We start from the raw sequence: 25,212 nt of genomic DNA, 5'->3' as shown, positions 1-25,212 counted from the left end.
ACGCAAGCGGAAGCCGTCCAGGCGAATGAAAATTTCCGTCGGAGCGAAGCTCAGGCCGCGGGAGGACAGGTCACGCCGCGGCCTCCGGGCAGGTGACCGTCGGGATGCCCCTCAAGTTCCGGATTGGGATCGTAGAACGGGCCGACGACCAGCGGCTTGTCGGGCAGCACCGACTGGTCCTGCGACGAGGCCATGGTCGTCTCCAGCGCCTGCATCAGTTCGCCCTTGGCATTCTCGATGCGGATCGACACCTTGTAGGGCCTGTCCTTGACCACGCATTCGAGGGGCGGGCTGTTGATCGTGACCTTGTCGTTTAGCGGCCATATCTTCTGGCGCACGACGATGGCCGCGCCGCCCGCGGGGTTTTCGAATGTCGTGATTGCGACCTCGCCCTCGCCGACCGGCTTGAGCGGCTTAAGCGTCACCAGATATTGCACTGTCGCGACCCGGTAGTTGAATACGAACAGCCGGCCGGACAGCTCGAAATGTTCCCCCTCGCCGCCGCTTTCGCGGCAGCCAGCCAATGCCAGCGACACAAGCGCCGAAAGGGCAAAGGTAGCACGCAAGAATCCACCTTCAGGCAATTTGCACCTCCTTGCGCCTGCTGTAATGGCGCCGCGCCTTCTGGCGGTTGCCGCAGACGGCCATGTCGCACCAGAGCCGGCTGCCGTTGCGGCTGCGGTCAACGAACAGCCAGTTGCAGTTGGGGCAGATCCGGAGCCGGGACATGGTGCCGGCTGACAACAGCGACAACGCCGACACGGCGAGTGCCGCCTCGAAGGCCAGCGGTTCCGGCGCAGCACCGAAGGGCGCATCGGCGCTCAGGCTTTCGCGCGCCCCAGTGAGTCCGTTGGCACAGGCGTTGAGGAAACCGGGCATGTCTGCCGTGGCCAGAGCGCCATCGACAACACTGCGGCGCATCAGGCGGTCGGTTGTTTCACGAATGGAAATCACCTTGCCGGCAATCGCCTGTGGGTCGGGGGCGGTAAGCACCCTGCCCTTGAGCTCGTCGGCGCGAAAGACACTGGCTGCCGCGGCGAAGCGGGCGATCTCCGAGGGGTCGTCGAAACGGTCGAAGCTGCGCTCCGCGTCGCCGCGCAGCACCACCGTGTTGGCGGTGTCGAGCGCAAGCACGCCGCCGGAGAAACGATGCCGGGTCCAGGAAACTGCCATACCTCAATCTAACTGGTAAACGCAATTTGACAAGTTAGAATCACGAGCGCAATCTTGCGGCACGGGACAGCTCCCTGCGCCGCCGGACAACGCATGCTCTATTTCCTGCAACAGCTTCTCAACGGCGTGCATTCGGCCGCGATCTACGGCCTGCTGGCCTTCGGCTATGCGCTGGGCAACGGCCTGCTCCAGCGCACCAACCTCGCTTATGGCGGCATCTTCGCCTTCTCGGGCCAGACGATGATCCTGGCCGCCGTCTACGGCTACCAGGCATTGTGGCTGACGCTGCCTTCGACAATCGCCTTCGGCATTGTCGTGGCGCTCGCCTACGCCACGCTGGTGAGCCGTGTGCTGTCGCACTCAGTCTTTGCCCCGCTCGCCGGCCGGTCACCCAACGCGATCGTCGCCGCCACGCTCGGCGTGATGATCGCCTTGATGGAACTCAGCCGCATTGCCGCCGACACACACGACTACTGGCTGCCGCCGATGCTGGCGACGCCGGTGGTCTTTGCCTCTGGCGGCAATTTCGTCGCGACGATGACAGTGATCCAGCTGATCAATACGGCGACGGCAGCAACCGTCATCATCGGGGGCGCCGCCAAGCTGTCGCACTCAAGTTTCGGCCGGAACTGGCGGGCCGTCGCCGACGATCCTTTCGCCGCAAAACTCTGCGGCATCGACACGACAAGGGTGTTTCACCGCGCCTTGCTGTTCGGCGGCATATGCGCCGGCCTGGCAGGTGTGCTGGCAGCACTTTACTACGGCAATCTCGGCTTCGGCGCCGGCCTGGTCTACGGCCTGAAGATCCTGTTCATCACCGCGGTCGGCGGCTACTACGCACCGGGAAAGGCAGCACTCGGTGCTGCCGCCTTCGGCATCGCCGAGTCGCTATGGGCCGGCTATTTCCCGATCGAATGGCGCGACGCCTGGATGTATGGCCTGCTCGCGGCGATGCTGGTGTTGACCGGCGACCGCAAGGACGCGCCAAGCCCGGCTGCCTGACCGCGAAAATCGTCTTCGACTTTGGTCGCATGCCGCGCGGCCTGTGGGCCTTTTCCTCGTTTTGCCACCTTCGCAGCAATTGACGAGTACCGCTCGTTATGTTGACGCCGGCCCCATGACCGGCATACCCATGGCATCGGGAGTGCCGAAAAAAGAACGTCGGGGAACAACGGCTGCCCCACACAACCTGGGAGGAATGTATGGCAGGGCTTCTCGCTCTATCCAGAGCCATTGACCGTATCAACGAAGCGATCGGCAAGACGGTGGCGTGGGCGATCCTGCTCGCCATCCTCGTCAGCGCAGGCAATGCGGTGATCCGCAAGGCATTCAACATGTCGTCCAACGCCTGGCTAGAACTGCAGTGGTACCTGTTCGGTGCCGCCTTCATGCTGGCAGCCGCCTACACGCTGAAGCAGAACGAGCACATCCGCATCGACATCGTCTACGGCATGTTCTCGCGCCGGGTGCAGCATTGGATCGACCTGCTTGGTCATATGCTGTTCCTGATGCCCTTCGTCATCCTGATGATCTTCTACTTCATCCCCTATGTCAGCCTGTCGTTCCGTTCCGGCGAGATGTCGTCGAGCGCCGGCGGCCTGATCCTGTGGCCGGCAAAGGCGCTGCTGCTGATGGGCTTCATCCAGCTCGGCCTCCAGGGCATCTCCGAGATCATCAAGAAGATCGCCATCATGCGCGGCGACATGGAGGATCCGACCCCGTTCATCTCCGCGCACGAGCAGGCTGAACTCGAAGGCAAGGCGCTGGCCGACGAGGTACGCTCATGATCGAGTTCATCGCCCAGAACATGGCGCCGATCATGTTCTTCTCGTTGATCGTGTTCATGCTGCTTGGCTACCCGGTCGCATTTTCGCTCGCCGCCAACGGCCTGTTGTTCTTCTTCATCGGCGTCGAACTGGCGCCCTACTCGAATGGCTCGATCAACCTGTCCTGGCCGTTGCTCTATGCCCTGCCCGAACGTTTCTGGGGGGTGATGTCGAACGAGACGCTGCTGGCGATCCCGTTCTTCACCTTCATGGGCATCGTGCTCGAACGCTCCGGCATGGCAGAAGACCTGCTTGACACAATCGGCCAGCTGTTCGGCCCGATCCGCGGCGGTCTCGCTTATGCCGTTATCTTCGTCGGTGCGCTTTTGGCTGCAACCACTGGCGTGGTTGCAGCCTCGGTCATCGCCATGGGTCTGATATCGCTGCCGATCATGCTGCGCTATGGCTACGACCGGCGTGTTGCCTCCGGCGTCATCGCGGCGTCAGGCACGCTGGCGCAGATCATCCCGCCTTCGCTCGTGCTCATCGTTCTCGCCGACCAGCTCGGCCGCTCGGTCGGCGACATGTACAAGGGCGCGCTGATCCCCGGTCTCGTGCTGACCGGTCTCTACATGGGCTACATCCTCCTGATGTCGATCATCCGGCCGAAGTCGATGCCGGCACTACCGCTGGAGGCCCGTACGCTCGGCCATGGCGTGACCTCGCTGTTCGTGGCGCTGGCCGTCGCGGCCGTCATCGCCTATGCCGCGCATGTCTACCTCTCGCCCACCCACGGCGCCAATGCCGACATCCTCGGCGCCTGCGTCGGCGTCATCGTCATCTACATCGTCGCCATCGCCGACCGTGGCCTGAAGATCAATTTGATGTCGCGGCTGGCGCAGCAGGTGATCATCGTGCTGATCCCGCCGCTGGCGCTGATATTCCTTGTGCTCGGCACCATCTTCCTCGGCATTGCGACGCCAACCGAAGGCGGTGCGATGGGTGCGGTCGGCGCGCTGATCATGGCCGCGGCAAAGGGACGACTGTCGTTCGACGTCGTCCGTCAAGCGCTGGCATCGACGACCCGGCTATCGTCCTTCGTGCTGTTCATCCTGATCGGCGCCCGCGTTTTCTCGCTGACCTTCTATGGCGTCAACGGCCATCTCTGGGTCGAACACCTCTTGGTGTCGCTGCCCGGCGGCGAAGTCGGCTTCCTGATCGCCGTCAACGTACTGGTATTCCTGCTGGCCTTCTTCCTCGACTTCTTCGAGTTGGCCTTCATCATCGTGCCGTTGCTGGCGCCCGCCGCCGACAAGCTCGGCATCGACCTGATCTGGTTCGGTGTGCTGCTCGGCGTCAACATGCAGACCAGCTTCATGCATCCGCCGTTTGGCTTCGCGCTGTTTTACCTGCGTTCGGTGGCGGCGCGCGTGCCTTATCTCGACCGTATCACCGGAAAGAACATCCAACCGGTGACGACGGGCCAGATCTACTGGGGCGCCGTCCCCTTCGTCTGCATCCAGATCATCATGATCGGACTGACCATCGCCTTCCCGCAGATGGTCATGCATTACAAGGGCAAGCAGGTCGATCCGTCGACGATTGAGATCAAGATGCCCGAAATGCCGGGGCTCGGCGGTGGATTGGGCGGCGGCCTCGGCCTGCCTCCACTCGGCGCGCCTGCCCCCGCCCAGCCAGGGACAGCGCCGGCGCAACCGGGCACCGCCCCGGTTCAACCGGCGGCTCCGGCAAACGATCTGACGAAGCCACCGAGCTTCAACTGATCGTCAAGCAGCAAAAAGGTGCCGAAAGGCGCCTTTTTCTTGCCCCTCCGGCAGGTCAGGCCGACCCGGCTTGCGTAACCAGAAGCCCGCCCCGTCGCCGCAGGAAGGCGGCGTCGGCTTCTGAACCGGCAAGGTCGATGCCAACCGCATAGGCTACCGCGGCTTGGCTGAGATGCCCCGTCCGCGACAGAAGCTCGGTGCGCGCCGCATGATGGTAGTCCTTGAGTTCGGCCGCGAGCGTATCGAGCGAGCGCGACGCGGCCTCCGGCCATCCCGCTTCCGACAGCGCGACCGCCGCCTGAGGCGCGCGACAGCGGTCGGCTCGAGCCGCAGCAGGCTGTCATAGAGCAGCACGATCTGCGGCCAGTGGGAGACCTCTCCCTGCACGTGGCAGGCGGCAATCGCCGCCTTGATCTGGTACGGGCCGAGTGCGCGGCGCTGCATCGCCATCTCGATCAGCCCGAGACCTTCGTCGATCTGTGACCGGTTGCATTTGGTCCGGTCCTGGTCGGCCAGCGCGACCGTCACCCCGTTGGCATCGACACGGGCATGGCCTCCGTTGGCCGGGCCGACGGCATAGCCTGAAGTGTAGATGAGGTAGATGGTGGCAAGCACCGACTGCAACCGTGTTGCCCATTCGTCAGGCCCCGGCCGCGCGACGGCCTTTGTCCCTACTCGTCTCGGCGTTGAGAATGACACGCGATCTCCGTCGTCGAAAGGCCGCCGCTGGTCCGCGGCGTGAGTGCGACCTGCGATTTGGTTTCCAGCGCAGGATGGCAGCAGGTGAAGATCAGACGCAGGCGTTCGTCGAGGTTACGTCGGGATCCTCGGCGGCCTCGCCGCGGACCAGCGGCTTGACGTCATCGACCTGGCGCGCTTCCGACCTGTTCTGCCTGATGCGGTCGACCACCTTGCGATAGGCGGCCTGGAGCCGCCAGCCTTGTGGCGAATGCGGGCACGCCGTTGCGGCTCCAGTGCGAAACCGCCGACACCAACGCATCCTGAAAGGCTTCCTCGGCGAGCGGGAAGCTGCCCAGACGGGCGATCAGGGCGGACATCGGCCGCCTTCGGTCGTTACGGACCAGCGCGTCGGGTCGACGTGCCCCTATCCACAGGACAAACCAGATCGGGATCACGAGAAGTGCGTAGAGGGTAGTCATCGTCAGCGTCATTTCGATGTCATCGTTTGAGTTGCCTATGACCCAAGAACGGAAGCCATCAGGTCGCCGAAAAATGGCCGGTTCGGCAAGTTCGGTCACTTCCCTCTCTGTGGAAGCCTGCCCACCGCATCGCGAGAGGACACACGGCAGGACCGCGATGGCACTAGCCGCGCGACCGACGGGTCTAAGGCAACCCTTCAAGGGGCGCACGATCTCCGGTCGTCACGGCGTCCTGAACGCAACGGAAAAGCCCCGGGGCGTGCAAGGTCCCGGGTTTCGGACGGCTGCTGGCGGCAAACTCTCATTTGCCGTCAGCTCGGCGCAACGGACGCCGTTTCTCGGCTCAGAGCGCCTCGGTGCGCTGCTGGACCATCATGAAGGTGTCAAAGGTGTATTCCGACAGCTGCGCCCAGAGATAGGCGTCCTTGCGGAAGGCGACCTGGCTGTCGAATATCTTCTTGAAGTCGGCATTGCTGGCCGAGATCTCGCCATAGTTCTGGTTCGAGGCCTCGAAGCAGGCCTTCATGACCTCCTGGCTGAACGGCCGCAACTGGGCGCCATTGGCCACCAGCCGGCGAAGTGCCGCCGGGTTCTTGTAGTCATAGGTCGCCATCATGTCGCAATTGGCGGCCTGGCATGCCGAGGTGAGCGCCACCTGGTACGGCTTGGGCAGTTCCTGCCACTTGGCAAGGTTGACCAGGGCATGCAGCGTCGGCCCGCCCTCCCACCAGCCGGGGTAATAGTAGTAGGGCGCAACCTTGTGGAAGCCGAGCTTCTCGTCATCATAGGGACCGACCCACTCGGCGGCGTCGATGGTGCCTTTCTCCAGCGCCGGATAGATGTCGCCGCCGGCAATCTGCTGCGGCACCAGTCCAAGCGTTTCCAGCACCTTGCCGGCAAAGCCGCCGACACGCATCTTGAGGCCCTTGAGATCGGCGACGGTGTTGATCTCCTTACGGTACCAGCCGCCCATCTGGGCCCCGGTGTTGCCACAGGCGAGCCCGTACAGGCCTTGCTTGGCGTAGAACTCGTTGAGCAGGTCGTGGCCGCCGCCGTGGTAGATCCAGGCGTTCATCTGACGGGCGTTGAACATGAAGGGCACCGCCGTCGCAAGCGCAAATGTCGGGTTCTTGCCCCAGTAATAGTAGGACGCGGTGTGGCAGCATTCGACGGTGCCCGCCGCCGCGGCATCGGCCGCCTGCAGTCCGGGAACGATCTCGCCGGCGGCAAACACCTGGATGTTGAAGTTTCCGTCGGTCGCCTCGCGCACGTATCTGGCCATCGTCTCGCCGGCGCCATAGATGGTGTCGAGCGCCTTGGGGAACGACGAGGTGCAGCGCCAGCTAACCTTGGGCAGTGATTGCGCGATTGCCGGTGCTGCAAGCAGCGCGGCGGAAGCGGCTGCGCCCGCGCCGGTAACGCCGGCCTTGCGAATAAAGGATCTGCGGTCCATTCCTGAACTCCCATTGTTGTTGACAGTGAGTGCGTGGAACGGCGCCGGGCCCCTGATTGTTATGATCGGCGCCACCGCACACGTTACACGCGGCAGTAGAAAACGCCACTGGCAGAGCAGGTGTCCGGAAACAAAAAGACCCCGGAGCAATGCCCCGGGGCCCTTTCTAAACAGGCGGAAGCTTAGAGCTTGCCGTTGCGCTGCTGGATCATCATGAAGGTGTCGTAGTTGTATTCGGCGATCTGGGCCCACAGATAGTGGTCCTTGCGGAAGCCCTTGATCGAGTCCCAGATCTTCTTGAAAGCCGGATTGCTGGCTTCCATCTCCGCATAGACCTCGTTGGCCTTGTCGAAGCAGGCCGAGAGGATTTCCGGACTGAACGGACGCAGTTGCGCGCCGTTGGCAACCAGGCTCTTCACCGCCGTCGGGTTGAGGAAGTCGTACTTCTGCAGCATGTTCGCGTCCGCAGCCTGGGCAGCCGTGCGCAGCAGTGCCTTGTAGGCTGCCGGCAGTTCGTCGACCTTGGCCTTGTTGAACATGAAATGGACCGTCGGGCCGCCTTCCCACCAGCCGGGATAGTAGTAGTAGGGCGCGACCTTCTGGAAGCCGAGCTTCTCGTCGTCATACGGGCCAACCCATTCGGCAGCATCGATGGTGCCCTTTTCCAGCGCCGGATAGATGTCACCGCCGGCGATCTGCTGCGGCACCACGCCGAGCCGCTCCACGACCTTGCCGGCGAAGCCGCCGATGCGCATCTTCAGGCCCTGCAGGTCGGCGACCGTGTTGATCTCCTTGCGGAACCAGCCGCCCATCTGCACGCCGGTGTTGCCGCCGGGCAGACCGTAGAGACCCTGGGTCGCCAGGAATTCGTTGAACAGGTCGATGCCGCCGCCATGGTAGTGCCAGGCGTTCATGCCGCGTGCGTTGAGCGCAAACGGCACGGCCGCACCCAGCGCCCACGTGGGGTCCTTGCCCCAGTAATAATATGCCACCGTGTGGCAGGCTTCGACCGTACCGGCGGTCGTGGCGTCGGCCGCCTGCAGGCCGGGCACGATTTCGCCGGCAGCGAAAGGCTGGATGGTGAAGTTGCCGTCGGTGGCTTCCGACAGGTGTTTCGACAGGACTTCAGCACCGCCATAGATGGTGTCGAGCGACTTGGGGAAAGACGACGCGAGCCGCCATGTAATCTTGGGATTGGACTGGGCAATCGCCGGTGCCGCGAGCGTCGCAGCGGCCGCGGCCGCTCCCACGCCGGTGGTACCGGCCTTCCTGATAAATGAACGGCGATCCATCAAAATCCTCCCATAGTGGACCGAAAGACATGCGACGCTGGGGAAATATTTGGCCTCCCACCACTCACGCCGACCGCGACAATACACGGCGAAGGGGATGAGTAAAGCACGCCCGAGAGGGCGGAGAAGCTTTGGCCGCGCAAAACGCTGCGGCAGCGCAAGCATCTAAAACTATAGTCTAAGCCCGCCCAGCCTGGCACATACGAGATGTGCAAACTTGTGTTGGAAAAGCGCCTCGGGATCGCCTATTTTGTAGGCAAGGAAACAGCCTGCTTTCCACAAGGATTCGAACCCCATCATGCACCAGCCGCTCGTCGCCGTTTCGTCAGACGTCAAGCAGTTCGAGAACTACACCTGGCATGCGGCGCCTCAGCAATATCTCGAGGCGGCGATCTCGGGCGCCGGGGTGCTGCCCGTGCTGGTGCCCAATTTCGGCGACCGCCTCGACCTCGATGAGCTGCTCTCGTCGGTCGACGGCGTCATGCTGACGGGTTCCAAGTCAAACGTCGATCCTCGCCTCTATGGCGAGGAAGCGACCGAAGCGAATGGCCCCTACGACTTCGCCCGTGACTCGACCACCATGCCGCTGATCCGCAAGGCGATCGAACGCGGCGTGCCACTGCTCGCCATCTGCCGCGGCATTCAGGAGCTCAACGTGGCGCTCGGCGGTTCGCTCGCGACCGAGATCCAGGAGCGCGAGGGCATTGCCGATCACCGGGCTCAGGTCAGCGACAACCAGGACGAACGCTTCGCCATCCACCAGGTGGCGACCATCAAGCCGGGCAGCTGCCTTGCCGGCGTGTTCGGCCCAGGCGACATCCTGGTCAACTCGGTCCACCGCCAGGCGGTCGAGCGCCTGGGATCGAAGCTTCAGGTCGAGGCCGTAGCGCCTGACGGCACAGTGGAAGCCGTGTCGGTTCGAGACTCGCGTGCCTTCGCGGTCGGCGTGCAATGGCACCCCGAATACTGGGTCAAGTCCGACGACGTCTCGCAACGCATCTTCAAGGCATTTGGCGATGCGGTGCGCGCGCATGCGATCGCCCGGACTGCGGCACGGGCCGCGGCGGAGTAGTCGACTACGTTCCGCCGACGACCGGGTTCGATCAGAACTTGTAGCTGACGCCGAACCGCACTGCCTGGGTCTTGAGTTCGGTGACGTGGTTAAAGCCGCTGTCGGTGGCAGGGTTTTCTGTGAAGCTGCCGAAATCCGTGTAGCGATAGTCGATCCGGGTCGTCCAGTTGCGCGACAGCGCGTACTCCACGCCGCCGCCGACGGTCCAGCCACTCTTGGTGTGCGTCCAGCGGTCGGCGTCGCCATCGTAGGTGGTTTCGATGCGGGCGACGGCGAGTCCGCCTGTTGCGTAAAACAGCGCCGGACCGATCGAATAGCCGAGGCGCGCCCGCAGCGAGCCCTGAACCTCGATCTGGTTCTCCACCAGCCCGGCGTAATCGGATTCGACCGCCCCCTTCGCCCCGGACACCTCGAGATCGGCCTCTGCGCCAACGACCAGCTGGTTGAACGCATGATTGTAGCCGACATGGATGCCGCCCAGGCCGCCATTGGCGTTCCACGAATCCCGCCAGTCTGTAACCCCGGTTTCACGGCCGACATTGTGGCTGTCGACATCGCCCCAACCGTAGCCGGCCTGGGCTCCGACATAGAAGCCCGACCACTCGAATCCGGGCTCGACGCTCGTGGCATCCGCCGCCATCGCGTTGCCCGCAGCGGCAAGCAGGATTGAAGAAACGAGAAGAATCGATCTCAAGATACACCCCCAAGTAGATATCGTGATGGCGATACATCCTTTTTGATGCAGAGGGAAGACACCCTACGGGGGAAGCTGTACACGTACACAACCTTATGGTGCGCAAGCGCAACATGTAACGACGGTCTAATATGACAGCTTGGAGACGCTTCGGCTGTCCTCACCCACGGGATCGAGGCGCCAGTGTTCCCGATGGGTCGTCAGCAGCCTTGTCCGGACTTTGGCGCGATTGCGTGTTCCTTCGGCTTTCCTGTGGACTGCCTGACATGCAGCTCGGACTTGATCAGTTCCTGCGACGGGCGGCGCGACGGCCGACTTAGCGCACGCCGTTCCAGCGCCGGAGTCACGATCTGCGCTTCCGCAAGGTCATAGCCGATGGCCGAGACGTCGATGCTCGGCACGAGGCCGGCGCGCGCAAGGCCGTCGGGCCGATGGCGACGAGGTCGTGCCAGCAGCAGACGGCAGCCGGCCTGTCCTTCAGCGCCCAGCGCGTCCTGATCGGGGGACAGGTCGATCCCAGCCAGGTTGGCTCAGCTAGATTTTTGCCGTCACATGCCCGGTCTCGGGTACCGGCGTCAGCGCCCGGCGCGCATGTGAAAACCACGAAAAGATGTTGTCGGCCGCAAGGTCGGCCATCGCTTTCCGGGTATGAACTGTGGCGGAGGCCACGTGGGGCAGCAACGTAGCGTTCGGCAAGTCGATGAGGGCCTGCGGCACGTTGGGCTCGTCAGCGAAGACGTCGAGGCCGGCGGCAAGGATCGTGCCTTTCGACAGGGCATCGACAAGCGCTGCCTCATCGACGGTGGCGCCACGGCCGACATTGACGAAAACCCCGTTGGCGCCGAGCGCCTCGAAAATGCCGGCATCGACAATCTTTGCGGTCTGCGGCGTGGCAGGCGCAACCGACACAAGCGTGTCGACAGACAAAGCCAGTTCCTTCAGCGTCGGATGGTAGGCGTACGCCACGCCCTCGACCGGGCGGCGGTTGTGGTAGGCGATCGGCAGTCCGAAAGCTTCGAGCCGGCGGGCGATGGCACGACCGATGCGGCCCATGCAGAAGATGCCGATGCGGCGGCCGCGCAGCGTGCCCGGCGTCAGCCGATAGCCGCCCTCGCTGACCCAGCGCCCGTCGCGCAGCCATGCCTCGGCCCGCGGCAGTTCGCGCACCGTGTTGATGAGCAGGCCGACCGCAGCGTCGGCAACTTCTTCGGTAAGGACATCGGGCGTGTTGGTGACCATGATGCCGCGCAAGCCGGCATGGCGCGCGTCGACACCATCGTAGCCGACGCCGAAATTGGCGATGATCTCGAGATTGGGCAAAGCGTCGATGAACGCCGCATCGACCTGTCCCGCCGAGGCTATGCCACGCACCCTTGCCTTCATCTCCTCTGTCAGCAGCGCGGGATCGCTGGATGCCAGATGGACAAGAGAAAATGCCGACCTGAGTCGCTCGGTGACGCGGGGGTGCAGCAGTCCGGGAATCAGGACTGACGGCGCCTCGATGGCTGGCACAGTCATGTGCGCTCTTTGGGCTTTCCCGTCGACTGCCTGACATGCAGCTCGGGCTTGATCAGTTCCTGCGACGGGCGCACCGACTGGCCGTTGAGCTTGTCGAGAAGCGCGCTTGCCGCTCGACGGCCGACCTCGCGCTGGCCGTTCCACACAGTGGTCAGCGCCGGCGTCGCGATCTGCGCTTCCTCGAGATCGTCGTAGCCGGTGACGGAAACGTCGATGCCCGGCACGAGGCCGGCACGCGCGATGCCGTTCATCAGGCCGATGGCGACGAGGTCGTTCCAGCAGCAAGCTGCGGTCGGCTTGTCCTTCAGCGCCAAGAACTGTCCGGCCGCCTCGAAGCCGCCCTGCTTGGTGCGCGGTCCGGCGATGCGCCAGGTCGGCAGCACTTCCAGGCCCGCCGCTTCCATGGCGTTGAGATAACCCTGATAGCGGTGGCGGCCGGTCGAGGTCTGGTCGGTGCCGCCGATCATGGCGATGCGCTTGTGGCCGAGCGAGATCAGGTGGTTGGTGGCAAGCGCCGTGCCATAGGCGTCGTCGCCGCGAAAAACGGGCACCTCTGCACCTTCGACAGAGCGCGCGATCAACACCGCCGGCAGGCCGTTCTCCTCGGCCATGATGATGTCCTCGGGCGGCGTGCCGATGGCCGGCGACATGATCACGCCATCGGCGCCGAGCTGCAAAAGCGTGTCGACGAAGGTGCGCTGCTTCTCCAGATCGTCATAGTGGTTGGAGAGAATGAAGGTCTGGCGGCTGCGGTCGAGCTCGCTCTCGATGGAGCGCAGGATCTCGGCATAGAACGGATTCATGATGTCGTGGACGACGACGCCCACGATGCCCGAGCGCGAGGTGCGCAAGCTGGCGGCGCGGCGGTTGTAGATGTAGCCAATCTCGCGGGCATGCTGCTTGATGCGATCACGGGTGACGTCGGCGACAAGAGGGCTGTCGCGCAGCGCAAGCGATACTGTCGCGGTCGAAACGCCGAGCGCGTCGGCTATCGTCGAAAGCTTGATCTTCTGAGCCAGCGGGCCCTCCATCCGCAAGCGTGAACGGACGGTCTTTTAAACCGTTTAAAGCCGTATGCCATTGTTCAACGGCAAATCAAAGCTTTTTTGCCAGCTCTTCGGTTTCGGCACTCGGCGCGGCGCGGTTCCGGACCCTCAGCGTGTGCTCGCGGTGGATGATGTAGAGGCCGCTGGCAACGATGATCGCGGCACCGGCAAGCGTCCAGCGGTCGGGCAACTGGTGGAACACCAGCCAGCCCAGGATGATCATCCAGACCATCTGCAGATAGGGGTAAGGCGCAAGTGCCGTAGCAGAGGCGCGCTGGTAGGCCTTGATCAGCAGCCAGTGGCCGAAGCCGCCGAAGACGCCGAGCCCGAACAACACCAGCCAGTCATAAAGATGTGCCGGCAGCGAACCGGCGAGCGGCACGGCCGGCAGCATGAAGAGCGCAGGAACCACTGCCGAATAGAGGATCAGGCTCTCGGCCGTCTCGCGCCTGCCCATCTGGCGCGTCATGATGGTGTAGAGCGACGAGCTCAGCATGGCGCAGAGCGAAAAGATGTGCCCCATGTCGAAGCCGCCGAAGCCCGGCCGGGTGATGACGAGCACGCCGATGAAGCCGACGAAGACCGCGAGCCATCGCCGCCAGCCGGCCCATTCGCCAAGCAGCGGCCCGGCAAGGGCGGTGATGACCATCGGGCTGGCGAAGTTGATCGACACGGTTTCGGCCAGTTGCAGGGTCTGCAGCGCGAGGAAATTGAAGATCGTCGAGCCGAACATGAAGACGGCGCGCAGGATCTGCAGCCACAGGCTCTGCGGCACCAGCCGCTCCGGCCGCTCCCAAGCCTTGAACAGCACGAGCACGATCAGCGCATGCACGGCAAAACGCACCCAGGTGACGAAGGGTGCCGCCATACCTGATGTGACGAGATGCTTGGCGCTGGTGTCCAGGAAGGAAAACACCAGGCCCGAGGCAAATATCAGCAGGATCGCCGATGATGGCGTTGCGGTTTCTGCTGGTTTTTGAGGAGACACGCTGGCAGGCCGGGCAAATGACTAGGGATGCTTGGCTATTGCGCCTATCGCGGCTGCCCGGCAAGGCAAAAGACGTGGACCAGGCTATTTTCCATCCCGGAAACCGGGATGGAATGTCTCTGCCGTGGCGGTTACTCCGCCGCTTCGGCTTCCACTTCGGGCTCGACCTCGGTCGTGCCCTCGACGTCGGCGGCAGCCTCGTCGTCGATCAGGGTCAGGTCGGACAGGTTGGCCTCAATGCGCAGCAGGAGCTTGGAAAGCTGCTTGACGTCCTTCTTGTCAAAACCTTTGAGCGCTTGCTTTTCGGTCTTCTTGACCGACTTTTCGACGGCGCGGATGGCGTCACGGCCGGTCTCGGTGAGGAAGATGTGGGCCTGGCGGGCGTCGGTGTCCGATGCGCGCTTTTCCAGGAATCCCTGGGCCTGCAGCCGGTTGATGGTCTTGGTGATGGTCGGCGGCCGCACGCCGAGGCGCGAAGCGAGCTGGCCGGGGGTCTGGCCGTCATCATCGTGCAGCGACAGCATGATCTGGTCCTGGCCGGCATAAAAGCCATGCGCCAGAAGCCGTGCGGCCAGCGAGGTGCGCGCCAGTCGGGCGACCTGGTGAAGCCGGCTCATCGCCGCGCCTTTGTTGGACTTGGACATCCGCATCTCCTGCGCCACGCCTCGTACCGTGATGGCCGAGAATAGTTGCTGCGTGGCCCTTTGCAATCGACCGCACGGGAGATTGTTGCCTGCTCGTTTTGCCGGCAACCGACCACCCGCACGAGCGCTCTGTGCCAGACGCATGTTACAGTTCGATGACAGATACGCTTCGCCGGCAAATCTTCCGGTCGATAGACGTCATCCTGCCCGTCTTACGGCAACGATCATCAGCGCCTCGTAGGCGGATGCGGCTTCGCGCACCGTGCTCTGCACGCCGGAACCGGCGCGGCGCAGGCTGCCGTCGTCGGCGTTCATCGTGTCGCGTTGTCCGCCACGCTGATTGTAGGGCGCCCTGGTCGAGAAGATCTGCTCGCTGAGATCGTCGGGAAAGAACATCTGCCCGGTCATGGCCCTGCCCTCCTCCGGAAACGCCTTGAAGTGGATGTGGGTGGTGCGACCGCGGTACCAGCCGGGATAGATGGTCTGGAAAGTCGCGATGCCGGCCGTGTCGGCCCGCTGCCAGCCGCGCAGGAATTTTTCGCCTGACGTATCGACGTCGCGCTTGTCGCCCTGGCCGGGATAGCCGGAATAGTGCCCCGTGGCATCGCAGTGCCAGAGGTCGACACGCGCGCCCTCGATCGGATTGCATGCTTCATCGACGATCTGCAGGCGTACGGTGAGGCCGACGCCTTCGCGGCCTTCGGTGATCTCGCTGCGCTCGAGCTCCGGGTCGAAATAATAGGGGCCTTCGGTGGTTTCGGGTGTAATCGAGCAGACGCCGGCTTCCGGCAAAAGCAGCGATGCAGATTGCGGCGAGGCCTGCCGCGCGAACAGCTGAACCGGTACGAGCGCGCTGCCGCCGGCCGTCACCGCGATCAGACCGAGCGCCCGGCGGCGGTTGAGTTTGCTGGAAAGGATGCCTTGTGCATCGCTGGCTGTCTCCGCGAAATGGGGTCGGCAAGCCCTTGCCTGGCCATCAATCTAGGTGCGGGCCGGCCGTCCTCCCAATGAAACTTCCGTAATGTACGCAAGGGTGGCGCCATGATGCCGTTTGAGACGTGCAAAAGCTTGGCCGGCATCCTATATGAGGCCTCTATTCGATCCCGAGGACGACCATGACCGAAACCCAGACCCAAATCCCCGTCACCGTGCTGACCGGCTATCTCGGTTCCGGCAAGACGACGCTACTCAATCGCATCCTGTCCGAGAACCATGGCAAGCGATATGCGGTCATCGTCAACGAATTCGGCGAGATCGGCATCGACAATGACCTGATCGTAGAATCCGACGAGGAAATCTACGAGATGAACAATGGCTGCGTCTGTTGCACCGTCCGCGGCGACCTGATCCGCGTCGTCGAAGGCCTGATGCGCCGCCCGGGCCGTTTCGACGCCATCGTCGTCGAGACCACCGGCCTCGCCGACCCGGTGCCGGTCGCCCAGACCTTTTTCATGGACGACGACGTCCGCTCCAAGACCAAGCTCGACGCGGTCGTGGCGCTCGTCGATGCCAAGCACCTGCCGCTGCGCCTCAAGGACAGCCGCGAGGCAGAAGACCAGATCGCCTTCGCCGACGTCGTCGTGCTGAACAAGACCGACCTGGTTACATCAGACGAGCTGCGCGACGTCGAGGCTGCCGTGCGCGCCATCAACCCGTCCGCCAGGATCCATCGCACCACCCGCGCCGGCGTGGCGCTCGACCAGGTGCTCGACCGCGGCGCTTTCGACCTGAAGCGCGTGCTGGCCGACGACCCGCATTTCCTCGACGCCCATGATCATGACCACCACCACGATCATGAATGCGGCCCGAACTGCGACCACGACCACCATCATCACCACCACGATCATGACCATCATGATCACGACCACCACGAGCATGGCGCGGTGTCGCCGATCCACGACGTGACGGTGCAGTCGGTATCGCTGCGCGGCGGCGAGATGGATTCCAAGAAGTTCTTCCCCTGGATCGAGAAGATCACCCAGATGGAAGGCCCCAACATCCTGCGCCTCAAGGGCATCATCGCCATCAAGGACGATCCGGACCGCTACGTCATCCAGGGTGTGCACATGATCATCGAAGGCGACCACCAGCGTGCCTGGAAGGACGACGAAAAGCACGAGAGCCGGCTGGTGTTCATCGGCCGCGAACTCGACGCCGAGCGCCTGAAGCGCAGCTTCGAGGCTTGCCAGGCAGCCTAGCCATCGGAAAACCCACGGCCCTCGATGTATCGGGAGCCGATCACTTGCCTCGCCTCAGATGCGAGCTGAGCGCCAGCGTCGACCCAGTGTCGAAGTTGACGCTTGCTCACCCTGTCCTTAGGGGTGAGGACAAATCAGCACCGGAAGTTTTACAGCCCATGCCGACAGTCGCCCCGCTTGATCTCGACGGACATTGCGTCACTGCAAGCTTCCTCGACGACATTCCCTTCTTTGCGCTTGCCGACGGCATGGTGCACTGGCTCGACCATGGCCAGAAGTCGGTCAGGCTGCATGACGGGCTGCTGTCGGCGACGACGACGGCCAAAAACGACCTGATGATCTCGGGCGGCGAAGACGGCAAGGTGATGACGCTGACCTCGGCCGGCGTTACGGCTGAACTGGCGAGCGTCGGCAAGAAGTGGGTGACGTCGGTCGCTTCAGGCCCGCAGGGAGCCGTGGCTTACGCCAGCGGCCGCAATGCCTGGGTGCGCTTCGCCGACGGCAAGACCAAGGAGTTCGCCCACCCGCGCTCGGTCGAGGGCGTGGCCTTTTCGCCGAAGGGCATGCGCATCGGCGTTGCCCGCTACAATGGCGCGACGCTGCATTTCCCCGCCGCCGACGGCACGCCGACCGAACTGCAATGGGACGGTGCGCATACCGGCATCACGTTTTCGCCCGACGGCGCATTCCTGGTGACCACCATGCAGGAAAACGCCCTGCACGGCTGGAAACTCGTCGATGCCAAGCACATGCGCATGACCGGCTATCCCGCCAAGGTGAAGAGCCTGTCGTGGAGCGCCAAGGGCAAATGGCTGGCCAGCTCCGGCGCGCCGGCGGCGATCGTCTGGCCCTTCACAGGCAAGGACGGCCCGATGGGCAAGGCGCCGCTGGAACTCGGCACGCGCGGCAACACCATGGTGACCTCGGTTGCCTGCCATCCGAGCGAAGACATCGTCGCCATCGGCTATGAAGACGGCATGGTGCTGGCGGTCCGTTTTGCCGACGCCAAGGAAGTGCTGCTGCGCCGCCCCGGCAAGGGCGCCATCACCTCGATGGCCTGGGACAAGGAAGAACGCCGTCTCGCCTTTGGCAGCGCCGCCGGCGATTGCGGCGTCATCGACATCACCGGCTAGCACAACTCCAGGGAGAGACGTGAAGCGGCTTTTCCTGGAATGATGCGGTCCCGCTCAAACTCAGCCGGCGCGTACAGCCCCCGCCGGCTTGCGCCGCAGTGCCAAGCCGTCGCGCATATTGAGCGACAGAAGCGCAATGTTGACGGCTCCGGCCGCCAGCTCCACTGTCTGCACGATGATGAAGGCCGTATCGAAACGGCCTTCCGCCGCCCAGCCGGCAAGTACATAGGCCGACGGCAGCAGCACCAGCAGGCCATTGGCGGCGATGATGCGCATGCGCCGCTTCTTGTGCTGGACGCCAGGGCGCCTCCAGCCCTTGCCGAGCGAGAATCCCGTGCCACCGGCAATGATCATCGCCGGGATGAGCACCACCATGCCGGCGAGAATTACGGCCTTTGCCGTGGCGATGATCTCGGCGTTGGCGGTCAGTTCAGCGGCAATTGTGGCAATCCAGAAACAGCTGACAGTGAGCAAGGCAACCCCGCCGGCAGCGGCATGAAGTTTCGCTTTCATCGTCGAACCTCCAGTTTACATAGCAAGCTATATATCATTGCATAGCATGCTATTCAACAGCTATTCCTCGCGGCATGGCTTTTCAGAAAGAACGCTCCGCCGGATATCTCGCCAACCAGATGGCACGCCTGTTCGCCAAGGGCCTGCACGAGCGCATTCGTCCACTCGATCTGGCACCGGCACAGTTCATGACGCTGCTGGCCTTGTGGGACGAGGATGGGCTACCCCAGCGCGAGCTGGTGCGGCGCCTCGACGTCGAACAGGCAACGATGGCCAACACGCTGACAAGGATGGAGCGCGACGGCCTGATAGAGCGGCGCGCCAACCCGGACGACGGACGCTCGCAGGCCATCCACCTGACGCCGAGAGCAAAAGCGCTTCGCGACCCGGCGACCACCGCCGCCCGCGCCCAGAACGAGGCGGCGCTGGCAGGCTTTTCCGAAGAGGAACGGGACACCTTTCTGGCGCTGATGCGGCGCGCCATTGCTGCCATGCATAAAGATTGACCACCAGCCTGCGCGAAGAGCGAAACCAGCGTCGACCTATCCGGCTCGACTATTCCACCAGGCAGGTGGCCCGGCCGGTGAAATTGTAGGTCTTGCCTTCGCCGCCGGTGGCGTCAGTCATGTCGAACACGGTGACCGAATACTGGCCGATATAGTCGCCCTCATCGCCGGACTTGGTTCTTACCGTGATCTCGACATAGCCATGCGGCTTGTCGGCTTCGCGCTCGCGGTAGACGACCATGCGCAACTCCTCGCCGTCGAGCCAGTATTGCGCGAGATGGTCGCGTTCGAAGCTCATCTTGCGCAGATCCTGCGAGATCGCCTTTTCCGAAATCTCGATCTCGCCGCGGAAATTGAACACCGGGCTGCCCATGCCACGAGTGACGCCACTCTCGATGGTCAGGTTCACCGCCTCATCCTTGGCACCGCATGAGAGCCCGCCAGAGGCACCGGCCGGGCCCGCGGCAAGCAGGATCGACATGGCGGTCATGATAGCACGCATCGGCATCTCCCCCCAAAGCACAGTCTGATGATCGCCATTGCGACGGCCGGGTCAAGACGGCCGCGCTGAGCCAATAGAGACCGTTGCAACGGCCAGTTGCCGTTTGCAGTGGCGGCTGGCTAGAGTGGCGCCCGTCTGTCCAATGGGAGCCATGATGAATCGCATCGAACGACCTGAAGCCACCGAAGGCGGCGTGCCGCTGTCGCGCATCGCAGAGCTTGCAGCGACGGAGGCGGAAATCTTCCGCCGCGCCCGGCCCAAATCGGAGGCCGCGTTGGGCAACGGCCTAGCAGGGTTCTTCAACGGCGTTCCGATGCACTGGATGAAAGACTGGCCGACGCCCTTTCCCATTCTTGTCGACAAGGCGAACGGCGCCACCATCACCGATGTCGACGGCATCAGGCTGGCCGACTTTTGCCTCGGCGACACCGGCTCGATGTTCGGCCATTCGCCGGCGCCTGTCGCCCGCGCCATCCGCAGACAGGCAGCCCGCGGCCTGACCTACATGCTGCCGTCGGAAGATTCGCTCACTCTCGGCCTATTGCTGGCAAAACGCTTCGGCCTGCCACATTGGCAGATCGCCACCACCGCCACCGACGCCAACCGCTTTGCCCTGCGCGTCGCGCGGGCCATCACCGGCCGCGACAAGATTCTCGTCTTCAACGGCTGCTACCACGGTGCGGTCGACGAGACGATGGTGCGGCTCGCCGACGGCAAGCCGATCAACCGCCCCGGGCTGGCAGGGGAATTCCGTGACCTCACCGCCCGCACGCGCATCGTCGAATTCAACGATCTTGCAGCACTGGAAAAGGCACTGAGCCATGGCGATGTCGCCTGCGTCATCACGGAGCCGGTGCTGACCAACTCCTGCATGGTGCTGCCGGAACCCGGCTTTCTCGAAGGCGTGCGCGCGCTAACCCGTAAGGCCGGCACGCTGCTTTTGATCGACGAGACCCATACCATCTCGACCGGCCCGGGCGGCTACACCAGGGAGCACAATCTCGACCCCGACCTGTTCGTGCTCGGCAAGCCTGTCGCCGGCGGCGTGCCGGCCAGTGTCTGGGGTATGAGCGAGGAGGTCGCCGCCCACTACGCCGCCTACAATGCCACCAAGGAGCCGGGCTATTCCGGCATGGGCACGACTCTGTCGGCCAATCCCCTCCAGTTCGCAGCGATGCGTGCCACGCTCGAAGAGGTGATGACCGAAGAAAACTACGCCCACATGGAGAAGCTGGCCGAACGGCTCGCAACCGGCCTCGACAAGGCGATCCGAAAACGGAAACTGCCCTGGCACGTGATGCGCGTCGGCGCCCGTGCCGAATTCATCTGCGCGCCCGGCCCGCTGCGCAATGGCGGCGAGGCCGAGCATGCGCATGCCTCCCGGCTGGAGGCTGCCATGCATGTGGCGCTGGTCAATCGCGGTGTGCTGATCGCGCCGTTCCACAACATGATGCTGGTCTCGCCGGTGACGACAGCGCGGCAGGTCGACAAGCTGGTCGCAGCTTTCGACGATATTGCCGCCCGTCTTGCGGCATGAGACAAGGCACAAGGACAATCGAGTGACATCATGACATCACCTTCCGGCTCGACCGTCGACGAGGCCAGAGCCTTTCTCGACGCGAACCCTGATATCGAAGCCTTCGACATCGTCTTGACCGACGCCAATGGCGTTGGCCGCGGCAAGATCATCCGCCGCCATGAGTTGATGGGGCTCTACGAAGGCGGGCGCCACCTGCCCATTTCCATCCTCGGCCTGGACATCACAGGCGAGGACGTCCACGAAACCGGCCTGATCTGGGACTCTGGCGACGGCGACATGCGCGCCTGGCCGATCCCTGGCACGCTGAAGTCTTTGCACGGCACAAGCCCGGCCCGCGGCCAGGTGCTGATGTCGATGTTCCATCTCGACGGCGCGCCGATGACCTCGGACCCTCGGCTGGCGCTGAAGTGGCAGGTCGACAGGCTGGCCGAAAAGGGACTCTACCCCGCCGGCGCCTTCGAGCTCGAATTTTTCCTGCTCGCCAAGGAGCGCGACGGCGACGGCAAGGTCCAACCGGCCCGTGCCGTGCTCGACGGCCGCGCGTCCGGCAAGACAGAAGTCTATTCGGTCGACCACCTGCACGGCATGGAACCGCTGTTCTCCGACATCTATGCCGCCGCCAAGGCACAAGGCATTCCCGCCGAGACGGTGATCTCGGAATATGCGCCGGGCCAGTACGAACTCACTTTGCGCTACCGTAAGGACGTCATGCAGGCCGCCGACGACCTGCTGATGCTGAAGCGGCTGGTGCGTGCCCAGGCCCGCCGCCACGGTGTCACCGCCTGCTTCATGGCCAAGCCGATCGAGAAATATGCCGGCTCGGGCATGCATTTTCACGTCTCGTTGCTCGACAGCGACGGCAACAACGTCTTCACCGAAGCCGAAGAAGGCACCTGGGAGCCCAAGCTGCTACACGCGCTCGGCGGCCTCGCCGAGACGATGGCGGAATCGATGCTGGTGTTTGCGCCGCATGCCAACTCCTGGCGTCGCTTCGTCTCCCAGTCCTACGCTCCGGTGGCCCCGACCTGGGGCGTCAACAACCGCTCGGTGGCGCTACGCGTGCCGGCGGGCGACGCCAAGAACCGCCGCATCGAGCACCGTCCCTCTGGCGTCGACGCCAACCCCTACCTCGTCGCGGCGACCATCCTCGCCGGCATCTCGAAGGGGCTGGAGGAACAGCTGGACCCCGGTCCTGAGACATCAGGCAACGGTTACGAACAGGCCGAAGGCACCGAAAGCGTGATGCCGCCGGACTGGCGATCGGCGATCGAGGCGGCGAAAGCGTCGGAGTTCCTGCGCGAGGCGCTGGGCCACGACCTGCACCGCACGTTTACGGCGATCAAGGAAAGCGAATACCTGCGCGTCGCCCGCACGGTGAGCGAGCTCGACTACCACCTTTATCTGCACGAGGTGTGATCCCCGGGATGGCGGCTAACACCGCCATCCATTCGCCGACACGTCGTTCACAATTTGCCGCATCATAGCGAACCCTCTGGCCTTGGCAGCCAAAAGAACATATCATGAACGAATGACAGTTCTTTCGACCCGCGAGAAACTCGCGATCCTTTCCGACGCCGCGAAATATGACGCCTCCTGCGCCTCTTCGGGTGCCGGCGGCCGCGACTCGCTTAAGTCGCGCGGCATCGGTTCGACCGAGGGCATGGGCATCTGCCACTCTTACGCGCCCGACGGCCGCTGCATTTCGCTGCTCAAGATCCTGCTGACCAATTTCTGCATCTACGACTGCAGCTACTGCATCAACCGCTCCTCCTCCAATGTCCGCCGCGCCCGCTTCACGGTCGACGAGGTGGTGCGGTTGACCATGGATTTCTATAAACGCAACTACATCGAGGGATTGTTCCTCTCGTCCGGCGTCATCCGCTCGCCCGACGAGACCATGACCGAGATGGTGGAGGTGGCCAGGCGGCTGAGGCTCGACGAAAAGTTCGGCGGCTACATCCATCTCAAGACGATCCCGGAAGCCTCGGCCGAGTTGGTCGAAAAGGCCGGCCTCTATGCCGACCGCCTGTCGATCAATGTCGAATTGCCGACCGATGAGGGGGTGAAACGACTGGCGCCGGAGAAGCGACCTGAGACGATCCGCGTCTCGATGGCAAAGTTGCGCTCGAAGATCGAGGAGAAGGCGGAGCCGACATTGAGGACGAAAACGCGTGAACGCTTTGCTCCCGGCGGGCAGTCGACGCAGATGATCGTCGGCGCCGACGCCACTTCAGATGCCGGCATCCTCAAGACCAGCGCTCGCCTTTACGGCAGCTACCAGCTGCGGCGCGTCTACTACTCGGCCTTCAGCCCGATCCCCGACGCCTCCTCTGCCCTGCCCCTGAGGAAGCCGCCGCTGATGCGCGAACACCGGCTCTACCAGGCAGATTGGCTGATGCGCTTCTACGGCTTTGAACAGGGCGAGATCCTCGACGGCACGCCTGACGGCATGCTCGACCTGGAGATCGACCCCAAGCTCGCCTGGGCGCTGCGCAACCGCGCCTCCTTTCCCCTCGACGTCAACCGCGCCGACAAGGAGAGGCTGCTGCGCATCCCGGGCCTCGGCACGCGCGCAGTGGAGCGTATCCTGGAGACCCGCCGCTTCAAGCGGTTGCGGCTCGAGGACGTTGGCCGTCTTTGCCAATCCATCACCAAGGTCCGCCCGTTCATCGTCGCCGACGGCTGGTCGCCGGGCGCCGCCACCGACGCTGCACGGCTGCGCGAGGCGATTGCGCCGAAGCCGCGGCAGCTCGAGCTGTTCCGATGACCGGCCAACCCGCCTTCCCACTGGCCGCTTACGCCGTGCATCTCGCCGGCCCGACCGACTTCGACGGCTGGCGCGATGCGGCACGCAGGCTGAGCACCAACGAGGTGAAGCCCGAGGACATCGAATGGCATGTCGGTGGCGAAGGGGACGAGCTGCCGGCGCCGACCCCGGGCGTCGAACTCAGGGTCTCCCGAGATTTCATCGAGCGCGCGGCCATCGTCACCTGCCATTCCGACAGCGAACGTTTCGCACTGCTCTATCGGCTGCTGTGGCGGCAGCGTAGCGAGCCTCATTTGCTCCGCATCGCCTCCGACCCCGACGTGCGCCGCTTCGAGGCGATGGAAAAGTCGGTCAGGCGCGACGAGCACAAGATGCATGCCTTCGTCCGTTTCCGGAAGATCGGCGACGGTGACGAAGAGCGCTTCGTCGCCTGGTTCGAGCCTGACCACTTCATCCTCGAATTGGCAGCACCGTTCTTCGTGCGTCGCTTTACCCGCATGCACTGGGCGATCCTGACGCCACACGGCTCGGCTGAATGGGACCGCGAAAGACTGGCGCTAGGCCCCGGCGCTTCGAAGGATGATGCGCCCGCTGCCGACCAGTCGGAGGAGATGTGGCGGACCTATTTCGCCAACATCTTCAATCCCGCCCGCCTCAAGGTGAAGGCGATGCAGGCGGAGATGCCCAAGAAGTATTGGCGGAACCTTCCCGAGGCGTCGCTCATTCCGGAGCTGATATCAGGCGCCGACGCGGCTGCCCGGGAGATGATCGCGAGGATGCCGACGATGCCCGCAGCGCATCACCAGGCGATACAAGCCAGACACTGGCCGGCTTTGGAGCCGTCGCCGGAGACAGAGGCGCATTCGATCGACGCTCTGCGCCAGCAAGCAAGCCAGTGCCGGCGCTGTCCGCTGTGGAGCGAGGCGACGCAGACGGTGTTCGGCGAGGGTTCTGACAATGCCGAACTGGTGTTTGTCGGCGAGCAGCCCGGTGACCAGGAGGACCTGCAGGGCCGGCCATTCGTCGGCCCGGCCGGCAAGATCTTCGACGCGGTGCTCGGCGAAGCCGGCATCGAGCGGACGGCAGTCTACGTCACCAATGCCGTCAAGCACTTCAAGTTCGAACCGCGCGGCAAGCGTCGCATCCACAGCAAGCCCAATGCCGGCGAGGTGCAGGCTTGCCGCTGGTGGCTGGCGCAGGAGGTGACGCTGCTAAAGCCGAAGCTGATGGTGGCGCTCGGCGCGACCGCGGCCCAGTCGCTGCTGGAGGCGCCGGTGGCGATCACCAAACAGCGCGGGCAGACCATCAAACGCGACGACGGCCTCGCCGTTTTCCTGACGATCCACCCGTCCTACATCCTGCGCATCCGCGACCCGCAGGAGGCGGCAGCCGAGCGCGCCCGCTTCGTCGCCGACATCAGGACGGTGCGCGCGATGATGGCCGGCTAACGCAAGGCCAAGACC

At 63.9% G+C, this 25,212-nt stretch carries 25 protein-coding genes and 1 pseudogene; 11 read left to right on the top strand and 15 right to left on the bottom strand.

All coding sequences use genetic code 11. The features are described from left to right. Window positions 1-50 precede the first annotated feature (50 nt). Window positions 51-566 (bottom strand): hypothetical protein, encoded by a 516-nt coding sequence (locus tag IG197_RS20590; protein ID WP_246765205.1) that lies wholly within the window; start codon window positions 564-566, stop codon window positions 51-53. Between the two features lie 10 nt (window positions 567-576). Next, complete coding sequence (locus IG197_RS20585; protein ID WP_192314651.1) at window positions 577-1,173, bottom strand: CGNR zinc finger domain-containing protein; 597 nt, start codon at window positions 1,171-1,173, stop codon at window positions 577-579. 93 nt (window positions 1,174-1,266) lie between these two features. Between IG197_RS20585 and IG197_RS20580 the strand changes: the two genes are divergently transcribed. The 3 genes from IG197_RS20580 to IG197_RS20570 all read left to right on the top strand — a co-directional run bounded on the left by IG197_RS20580 (window position 1,267) and on the right by IG197_RS20570 (window position 4,723). After that, entirely contained in the window at window positions 1,267-2,175 is a 909-nt protein-coding gene (locus IG197_RS20580) for a branched-chain amino acid ABC transporter permease (RefSeq protein WP_067958118.1), read from the top strand. A 200-nt stretch (window positions 2,176-2,375) separates the two neighbouring features. Then, the gene (locus IG197_RS20575; RefSeq protein ID WP_067958116.1) at window positions 2,376-2,960 is read left to right on the top strand and encodes a TRAP transporter small permease subunit; all 585 of its coding nucleotides are present in this window, start codon (window positions 2,376-2,378) and stop codon (window positions 2,958-2,960) included. Then, window positions 2,957-4,723 carry a TRAP transporter large permease subunit gene (locus tag IG197_RS20570; RefSeq protein WP_192314648.1) on the top strand — a complete coding sequence of 589 codons (1,767 nt, stop codon included), beginning with the start codon at window positions 2,957-2,959 and terminating at the stop codon, window positions 4,721-4,723. Before IG197_RS20575 ends, IG197_RS20570 begins: the two co-directional genes overlap by 4 nt. A 153-nt stretch (window positions 4,724-4,876) precedes the next feature. Here the strand turns inward: IG197_RS20570 and IG197_RS36075 are convergent, their stop codons facing one another. The 4 genes from IG197_RS36075 to IG197_RS20555 all read right to left on the bottom strand — a co-directional run bounded on the left by IG197_RS36075 (window position 4,877) and on the right by IG197_RS20555 (window position 8,628). Next, a complete protein-coding gene (locus IG197_RS36075) occupies window positions 4,877-5,422 on the bottom strand; it encodes a hypothetical protein (protein ID WP_210346878.1) in 546 nt (181 codons plus the stop codon). Between the two features lie 161 nt (window positions 5,423-5,583). Next, entirely contained in the window at window positions 5,584-5,982 is a 399-nt protein-coding gene (locus tag IG197_RS36070) for a hypothetical protein (protein WP_210346877.1), read from the bottom strand. A 244-nt stretch (window positions 5,983-6,226) separates the two neighbouring features. After that, a complete protein-coding gene (locus IG197_RS20560; RefSeq protein ID WP_192314645.1) occupies window positions 6,227-7,336 on the bottom strand; it encodes a TRAP transporter substrate-binding protein in 1,110 nt (369 codons plus the stop codon). A 182-nt stretch (window positions 7,337-7,518) separates the two neighbouring features. After that, window positions 7,519-8,628 carry a TRAP transporter substrate-binding protein gene (locus tag IG197_RS20555; protein ID WP_067958106.1) on the bottom strand — a complete coding sequence of 370 codons (1,110 nt, stop codon included), beginning with the start codon at window positions 8,626-8,628 and terminating at the stop codon, window positions 7,519-7,521. Window positions 8,629-8,926: 298 nt separating this feature from the next. Here IG197_RS20555 and IG197_RS20550 point away from each other — a divergent pair, with 298 nt between their 5' ends. Next, window positions 8,927-9,700 (top strand): gamma-glutamyl-gamma-aminobutyrate hydrolase family protein, encoded by a 774-nt coding sequence (locus IG197_RS20550; RefSeq protein ID WP_192314642.1) that lies wholly within the window; start codon window positions 8,927-8,929, stop codon window positions 9,698-9,700. Between the two features lie 31 nt (window positions 9,701-9,731). Here IG197_RS20550 and IG197_RS20545 read toward each other — a convergent pair whose 3' ends face one another. The 7 genes and pseudogenes from IG197_RS20545 to IG197_RS20515 form a co-directional block, all read right to left on the bottom strand. After that, the gene (locus tag IG197_RS20545) at window positions 9,732-10,394 is read right to left on the bottom strand and encodes an outer membrane protein (RefSeq protein WP_192314641.1); all 663 of its coding nucleotides are present in this window, start codon (window positions 10,392-10,394) and stop codon (window positions 9,732-9,734) included. 200 nt (window positions 10,395-10,594) lie between these two features. Continuing rightward, window positions 10,595-10,878 (bottom strand): annotated as a pseudogene (locus IG197_RS20540) (transcriptional regulator); the annotation flags it as partial. Window positions 10,879-10,928: 50 nt separating this feature from the next. Continuing rightward, window positions 10,929-11,912, bottom strand: coding sequence for a 2-hydroxyacid dehydrogenase (locus IG197_RS20535; protein ID WP_192314639.1), 984 nt, complete (start codon window positions 11,910-11,912; stop codon window positions 10,929-10,931). Next, window positions 11,909-12,943: a LacI family DNA-binding transcriptional regulator gene (locus IG197_RS20530; protein WP_067958100.1), complete on the bottom strand. Its 1,035-nt coding sequence runs from the start codon at window positions 12,941-12,943 to the stop codon at window positions 11,909-11,911. Before IG197_RS20530 ends, IG197_RS20535 begins: the two co-directional genes overlap by 4 nt. 64 nt (window positions 12,944-13,007) lie before the next feature. After that, window positions 13,008-13,946: a DMT family transporter gene (locus IG197_RS20525; RefSeq protein ID WP_192314637.1), complete on the bottom strand. Its 939-nt coding sequence runs from the start codon at window positions 13,944-13,946 to the stop codon at window positions 13,008-13,010. A gap of 131 nt (window positions 13,947-14,077) precedes the next feature. Then, window positions 14,078-14,590: a MarR family winged helix-turn-helix transcriptional regulator gene (locus IG197_RS20520; protein ID WP_067966171.1), complete on the bottom strand. Its 513-nt coding sequence runs from the start codon at window positions 14,588-14,590 to the stop codon at window positions 14,078-14,080. A gap of 198 nt (window positions 14,591-14,788) precedes the next feature. Continuing rightward, window positions 14,789-15,460 (bottom strand): intradiol ring-cleavage dioxygenase, encoded by a 672-nt coding sequence (locus tag IG197_RS20515; RefSeq protein ID WP_246765204.1) that lies wholly within the window; start codon window positions 15,458-15,460, stop codon window positions 14,789-14,791. A 245-nt stretch (window positions 15,461-15,705) separates the two neighbouring features. Here IG197_RS20515 and IG197_RS20510 point away from each other — a divergent pair, with 245 nt between their 5' ends. After that, a complete protein-coding gene (locus IG197_RS20510; protein ID WP_067958095.1) occupies window positions 15,706-16,788 on the top strand; it encodes a GTP-binding protein in 1,083 nt (360 codons plus the stop codon). A gap of 158 nt (window positions 16,789-16,946) precedes the next feature. Continuing rightward, a complete protein-coding gene (locus IG197_RS20505) occupies window positions 16,947-17,921 on the top strand; it encodes a WD40 repeat domain-containing protein (RefSeq protein WP_192314635.1) in 975 nt (324 codons plus the stop codon). 60 nt (window positions 17,922-17,981) lie between these two features. Here the strand turns inward: IG197_RS20505 and IG197_RS20500 are convergent, their stop codons facing one another. Beyond that, window positions 17,982-18,434 (bottom strand): hypothetical protein, encoded by a 453-nt coding sequence (locus IG197_RS20500; RefSeq protein WP_192314633.1) that lies wholly within the window; start codon window positions 18,432-18,434, stop codon window positions 17,982-17,984. 74 nt (window positions 18,435-18,508) lie between these two features. On the opposite strand from IG197_RS20500, the gene IG197_RS20495 reads away from it, so the two are divergent. Then, window positions 18,509-18,940, top strand: coding sequence for a MarR family winged helix-turn-helix transcriptional regulator (locus tag IG197_RS20495; RefSeq protein ID WP_115733676.1), 432 nt, complete (start codon window positions 18,509-18,511; stop codon window positions 18,938-18,940). A 49-nt stretch (window positions 18,941-18,989) separates the two neighbouring features. Here IG197_RS20495 and IG197_RS20490 read toward each other — a convergent pair whose 3' ends face one another. Further along, window positions 18,990-19,442, bottom strand: a complete 453-nt coding sequence (locus IG197_RS20490; protein WP_131922232.1) for a hypothetical protein — start codon at window positions 19,440-19,442, stop codon at window positions 18,990-18,992. A 151-nt stretch (window positions 19,443-19,593) separates the two neighbouring features. Between IG197_RS20490 and IG197_RS20485 the strand changes: the two genes are divergently transcribed. The 4 genes from IG197_RS20485 to IG197_RS20470 all read left to right on the top strand — a co-directional run bounded on the left by IG197_RS20485 (window position 19,594) and on the right by IG197_RS20470 (window position 25,197). Further along, window positions 19,594-20,979: an aspartate aminotransferase family protein gene (locus tag IG197_RS20485; RefSeq protein ID WP_371746471.1), complete on the top strand. Its 1,386-nt coding sequence runs from the start codon at window positions 19,594-19,596 to the stop codon at window positions 20,977-20,979. 30 nt (window positions 20,980-21,009) lie between these two features. Continuing rightward, a complete protein-coding gene (locus IG197_RS20480) occupies window positions 21,010-22,398 on the top strand; it encodes a glutamine synthetase family protein (protein ID WP_192314631.1) in 1,389 nt (462 codons plus the stop codon). 112 nt (window positions 22,399-22,510) lie between these two features. Then, on the top strand, window positions 22,511-23,749 hold the full coding sequence (locus IG197_RS20475) for a putative DNA modification/repair radical SAM protein (RefSeq protein WP_192314629.1): 1,239 nt from the start codon (window positions 22,511-22,513) through the stop codon (window positions 23,747-23,749). Beyond that, window positions 23,746-25,197, top strand: coding sequence for a UdgX family uracil-DNA binding protein (locus IG197_RS20470; protein ID WP_192314626.1), 1,452 nt, complete (start codon window positions 23,746-23,748; stop codon window positions 25,195-25,197). The genes IG197_RS20475 and IG197_RS20470 overlap by 4 nt, the downstream gene beginning before the upstream one ends. Window positions 25,198-25,212 lie beyond the last annotated feature (15 nt).

It is taken from the genome of Aminobacter sp. SR38 (assembly GCF_014843375.1).
GTDB lineage: Bacteria > Pseudomonadota > Alphaproteobacteria > Rhizobiales > Rhizobiaceae > Aminobacter > Aminobacter ciceronei.
The sequence above is the reverse complement of the archived record's forward strand: the minus strand, read 5'-3'. Positions and strand labels throughout refer to the sequence as shown.

Bases quoted from the DNA above. Each gene is read 5' to 3' on its own strand.
- IG197_RS20585 (WP_192314651.1), bottom strand. From the start codon at position 1,173: ATGGCAGTTTCCTGGACCCGGCATCGTTTCTCCGGCGGCGTGCTTGCG.
- IG197_RS20580 (WP_067958118.1), top strand. From the start codon at position 1,267: ATGCTCTATTTCCTGCAACAGCTTCTCAACGGCGTGCATTCGGCCGCG.
- IG197_RS20575 (WP_067958116.1), top strand. From the start codon at position 2,376: ATGGCAGGGCTTCTCGCTCTATCCAGAGCCATTGACCGTATCAACGAA.
- IG197_RS20570 (WP_192314648.1), top strand. From the start codon at position 2,957: ATGATCGAGTTCATCGCCCAGAACATGGCGCCGATCATGTTCTTCTCG.
- IG197_RS20560 (WP_192314645.1), bottom strand. From the start codon at position 7,336: ATGGACCGCAGATCCTTTATTCGCAAGGCCGGCGTTACCGGCGCGGGC.
- IG197_RS20555 (WP_067958106.1), bottom strand. From the start codon at position 8,628: ATGGATCGCCGTTCATTTATCAGGAAGGCCGGTACCACCGGCGTGGGA.
- IG197_RS20550 (WP_192314642.1), top strand. From the start codon at position 8,927: ATGCACCAGCCGCTCGTCGCCGTTTCGTCAGACGTCAAGCAGTTCGAG.
- IG197_RS20535 (WP_192314639.1), bottom strand. From the start codon at position 11,912: ATGACTGTGCCAGCCATCGAGGCGCCGTCAGTCCTGATTCCCGGACTG.
- IG197_RS20530 (WP_067958100.1), bottom strand. From the start codon at position 12,943: ATGGAGGGCCCGCTGGCTCAGAAGATCAAGCTTTCGACGATAGCCGAC.
- IG197_RS20520 (WP_067966171.1), bottom strand. From the start codon at position 14,590: ATGTCCAAGTCCAACAAAGGCGCGGCGATGAGCCGGCTTCACCAGGTC.
- IG197_RS20510 (WP_067958095.1), top strand. From the start codon at position 15,706: ATGACCGAAACCCAGACCCAAATCCCCGTCACCGTGCTGACCGGCTAT.
- IG197_RS20505 (WP_192314635.1), top strand. From the start codon at position 16,947: ATGCCGACAGTCGCCCCGCTTGATCTCGACGGACATTGCGTCACTGCA.
- IG197_RS20500 (WP_192314633.1), bottom strand. From the start codon at position 18,434: ATGAAAGCGAAACTTCATGCCGCTGCCGGCGGGGTTGCCTTGCTCACT.
- IG197_RS20495 (WP_115733676.1), top strand. From the start codon at position 18,509: ATGGCTTTTCAGAAAGAACGCTCCGCCGGATATCTCGCCAACCAGATG.
- IG197_RS20490 (WP_131922232.1), bottom strand. From the start codon at position 19,442: ATGCGTGCTATCATGACCGCCATGTCGATCCTGCTTGCCGCGGGCCCG.
- IG197_RS20485 (WP_371746471.1), top strand. From the start codon at position 19,594: ATGATGAATCGCATCGAACGACCTGAAGCCACCGAAGGCGGCGTGCCG.
- IG197_RS20480 (WP_192314631.1), top strand. From the start codon at position 21,010: ATGACATCACCTTCCGGCTCGACCGTCGACGAGGCCAGAGCCTTTCTC.
- IG197_RS20475 (WP_192314629.1), top strand. From the start codon at position 22,511: ATGACAGTTCTTTCGACCCGCGAGAAACTCGCGATCCTTTCCGACGCC.
- IG197_RS20470 (WP_192314626.1), top strand. From the start codon at position 23,746: ATGACCGGCCAACCCGCCTTCCCACTGGCCGCTTACGCCGTGCATCTC.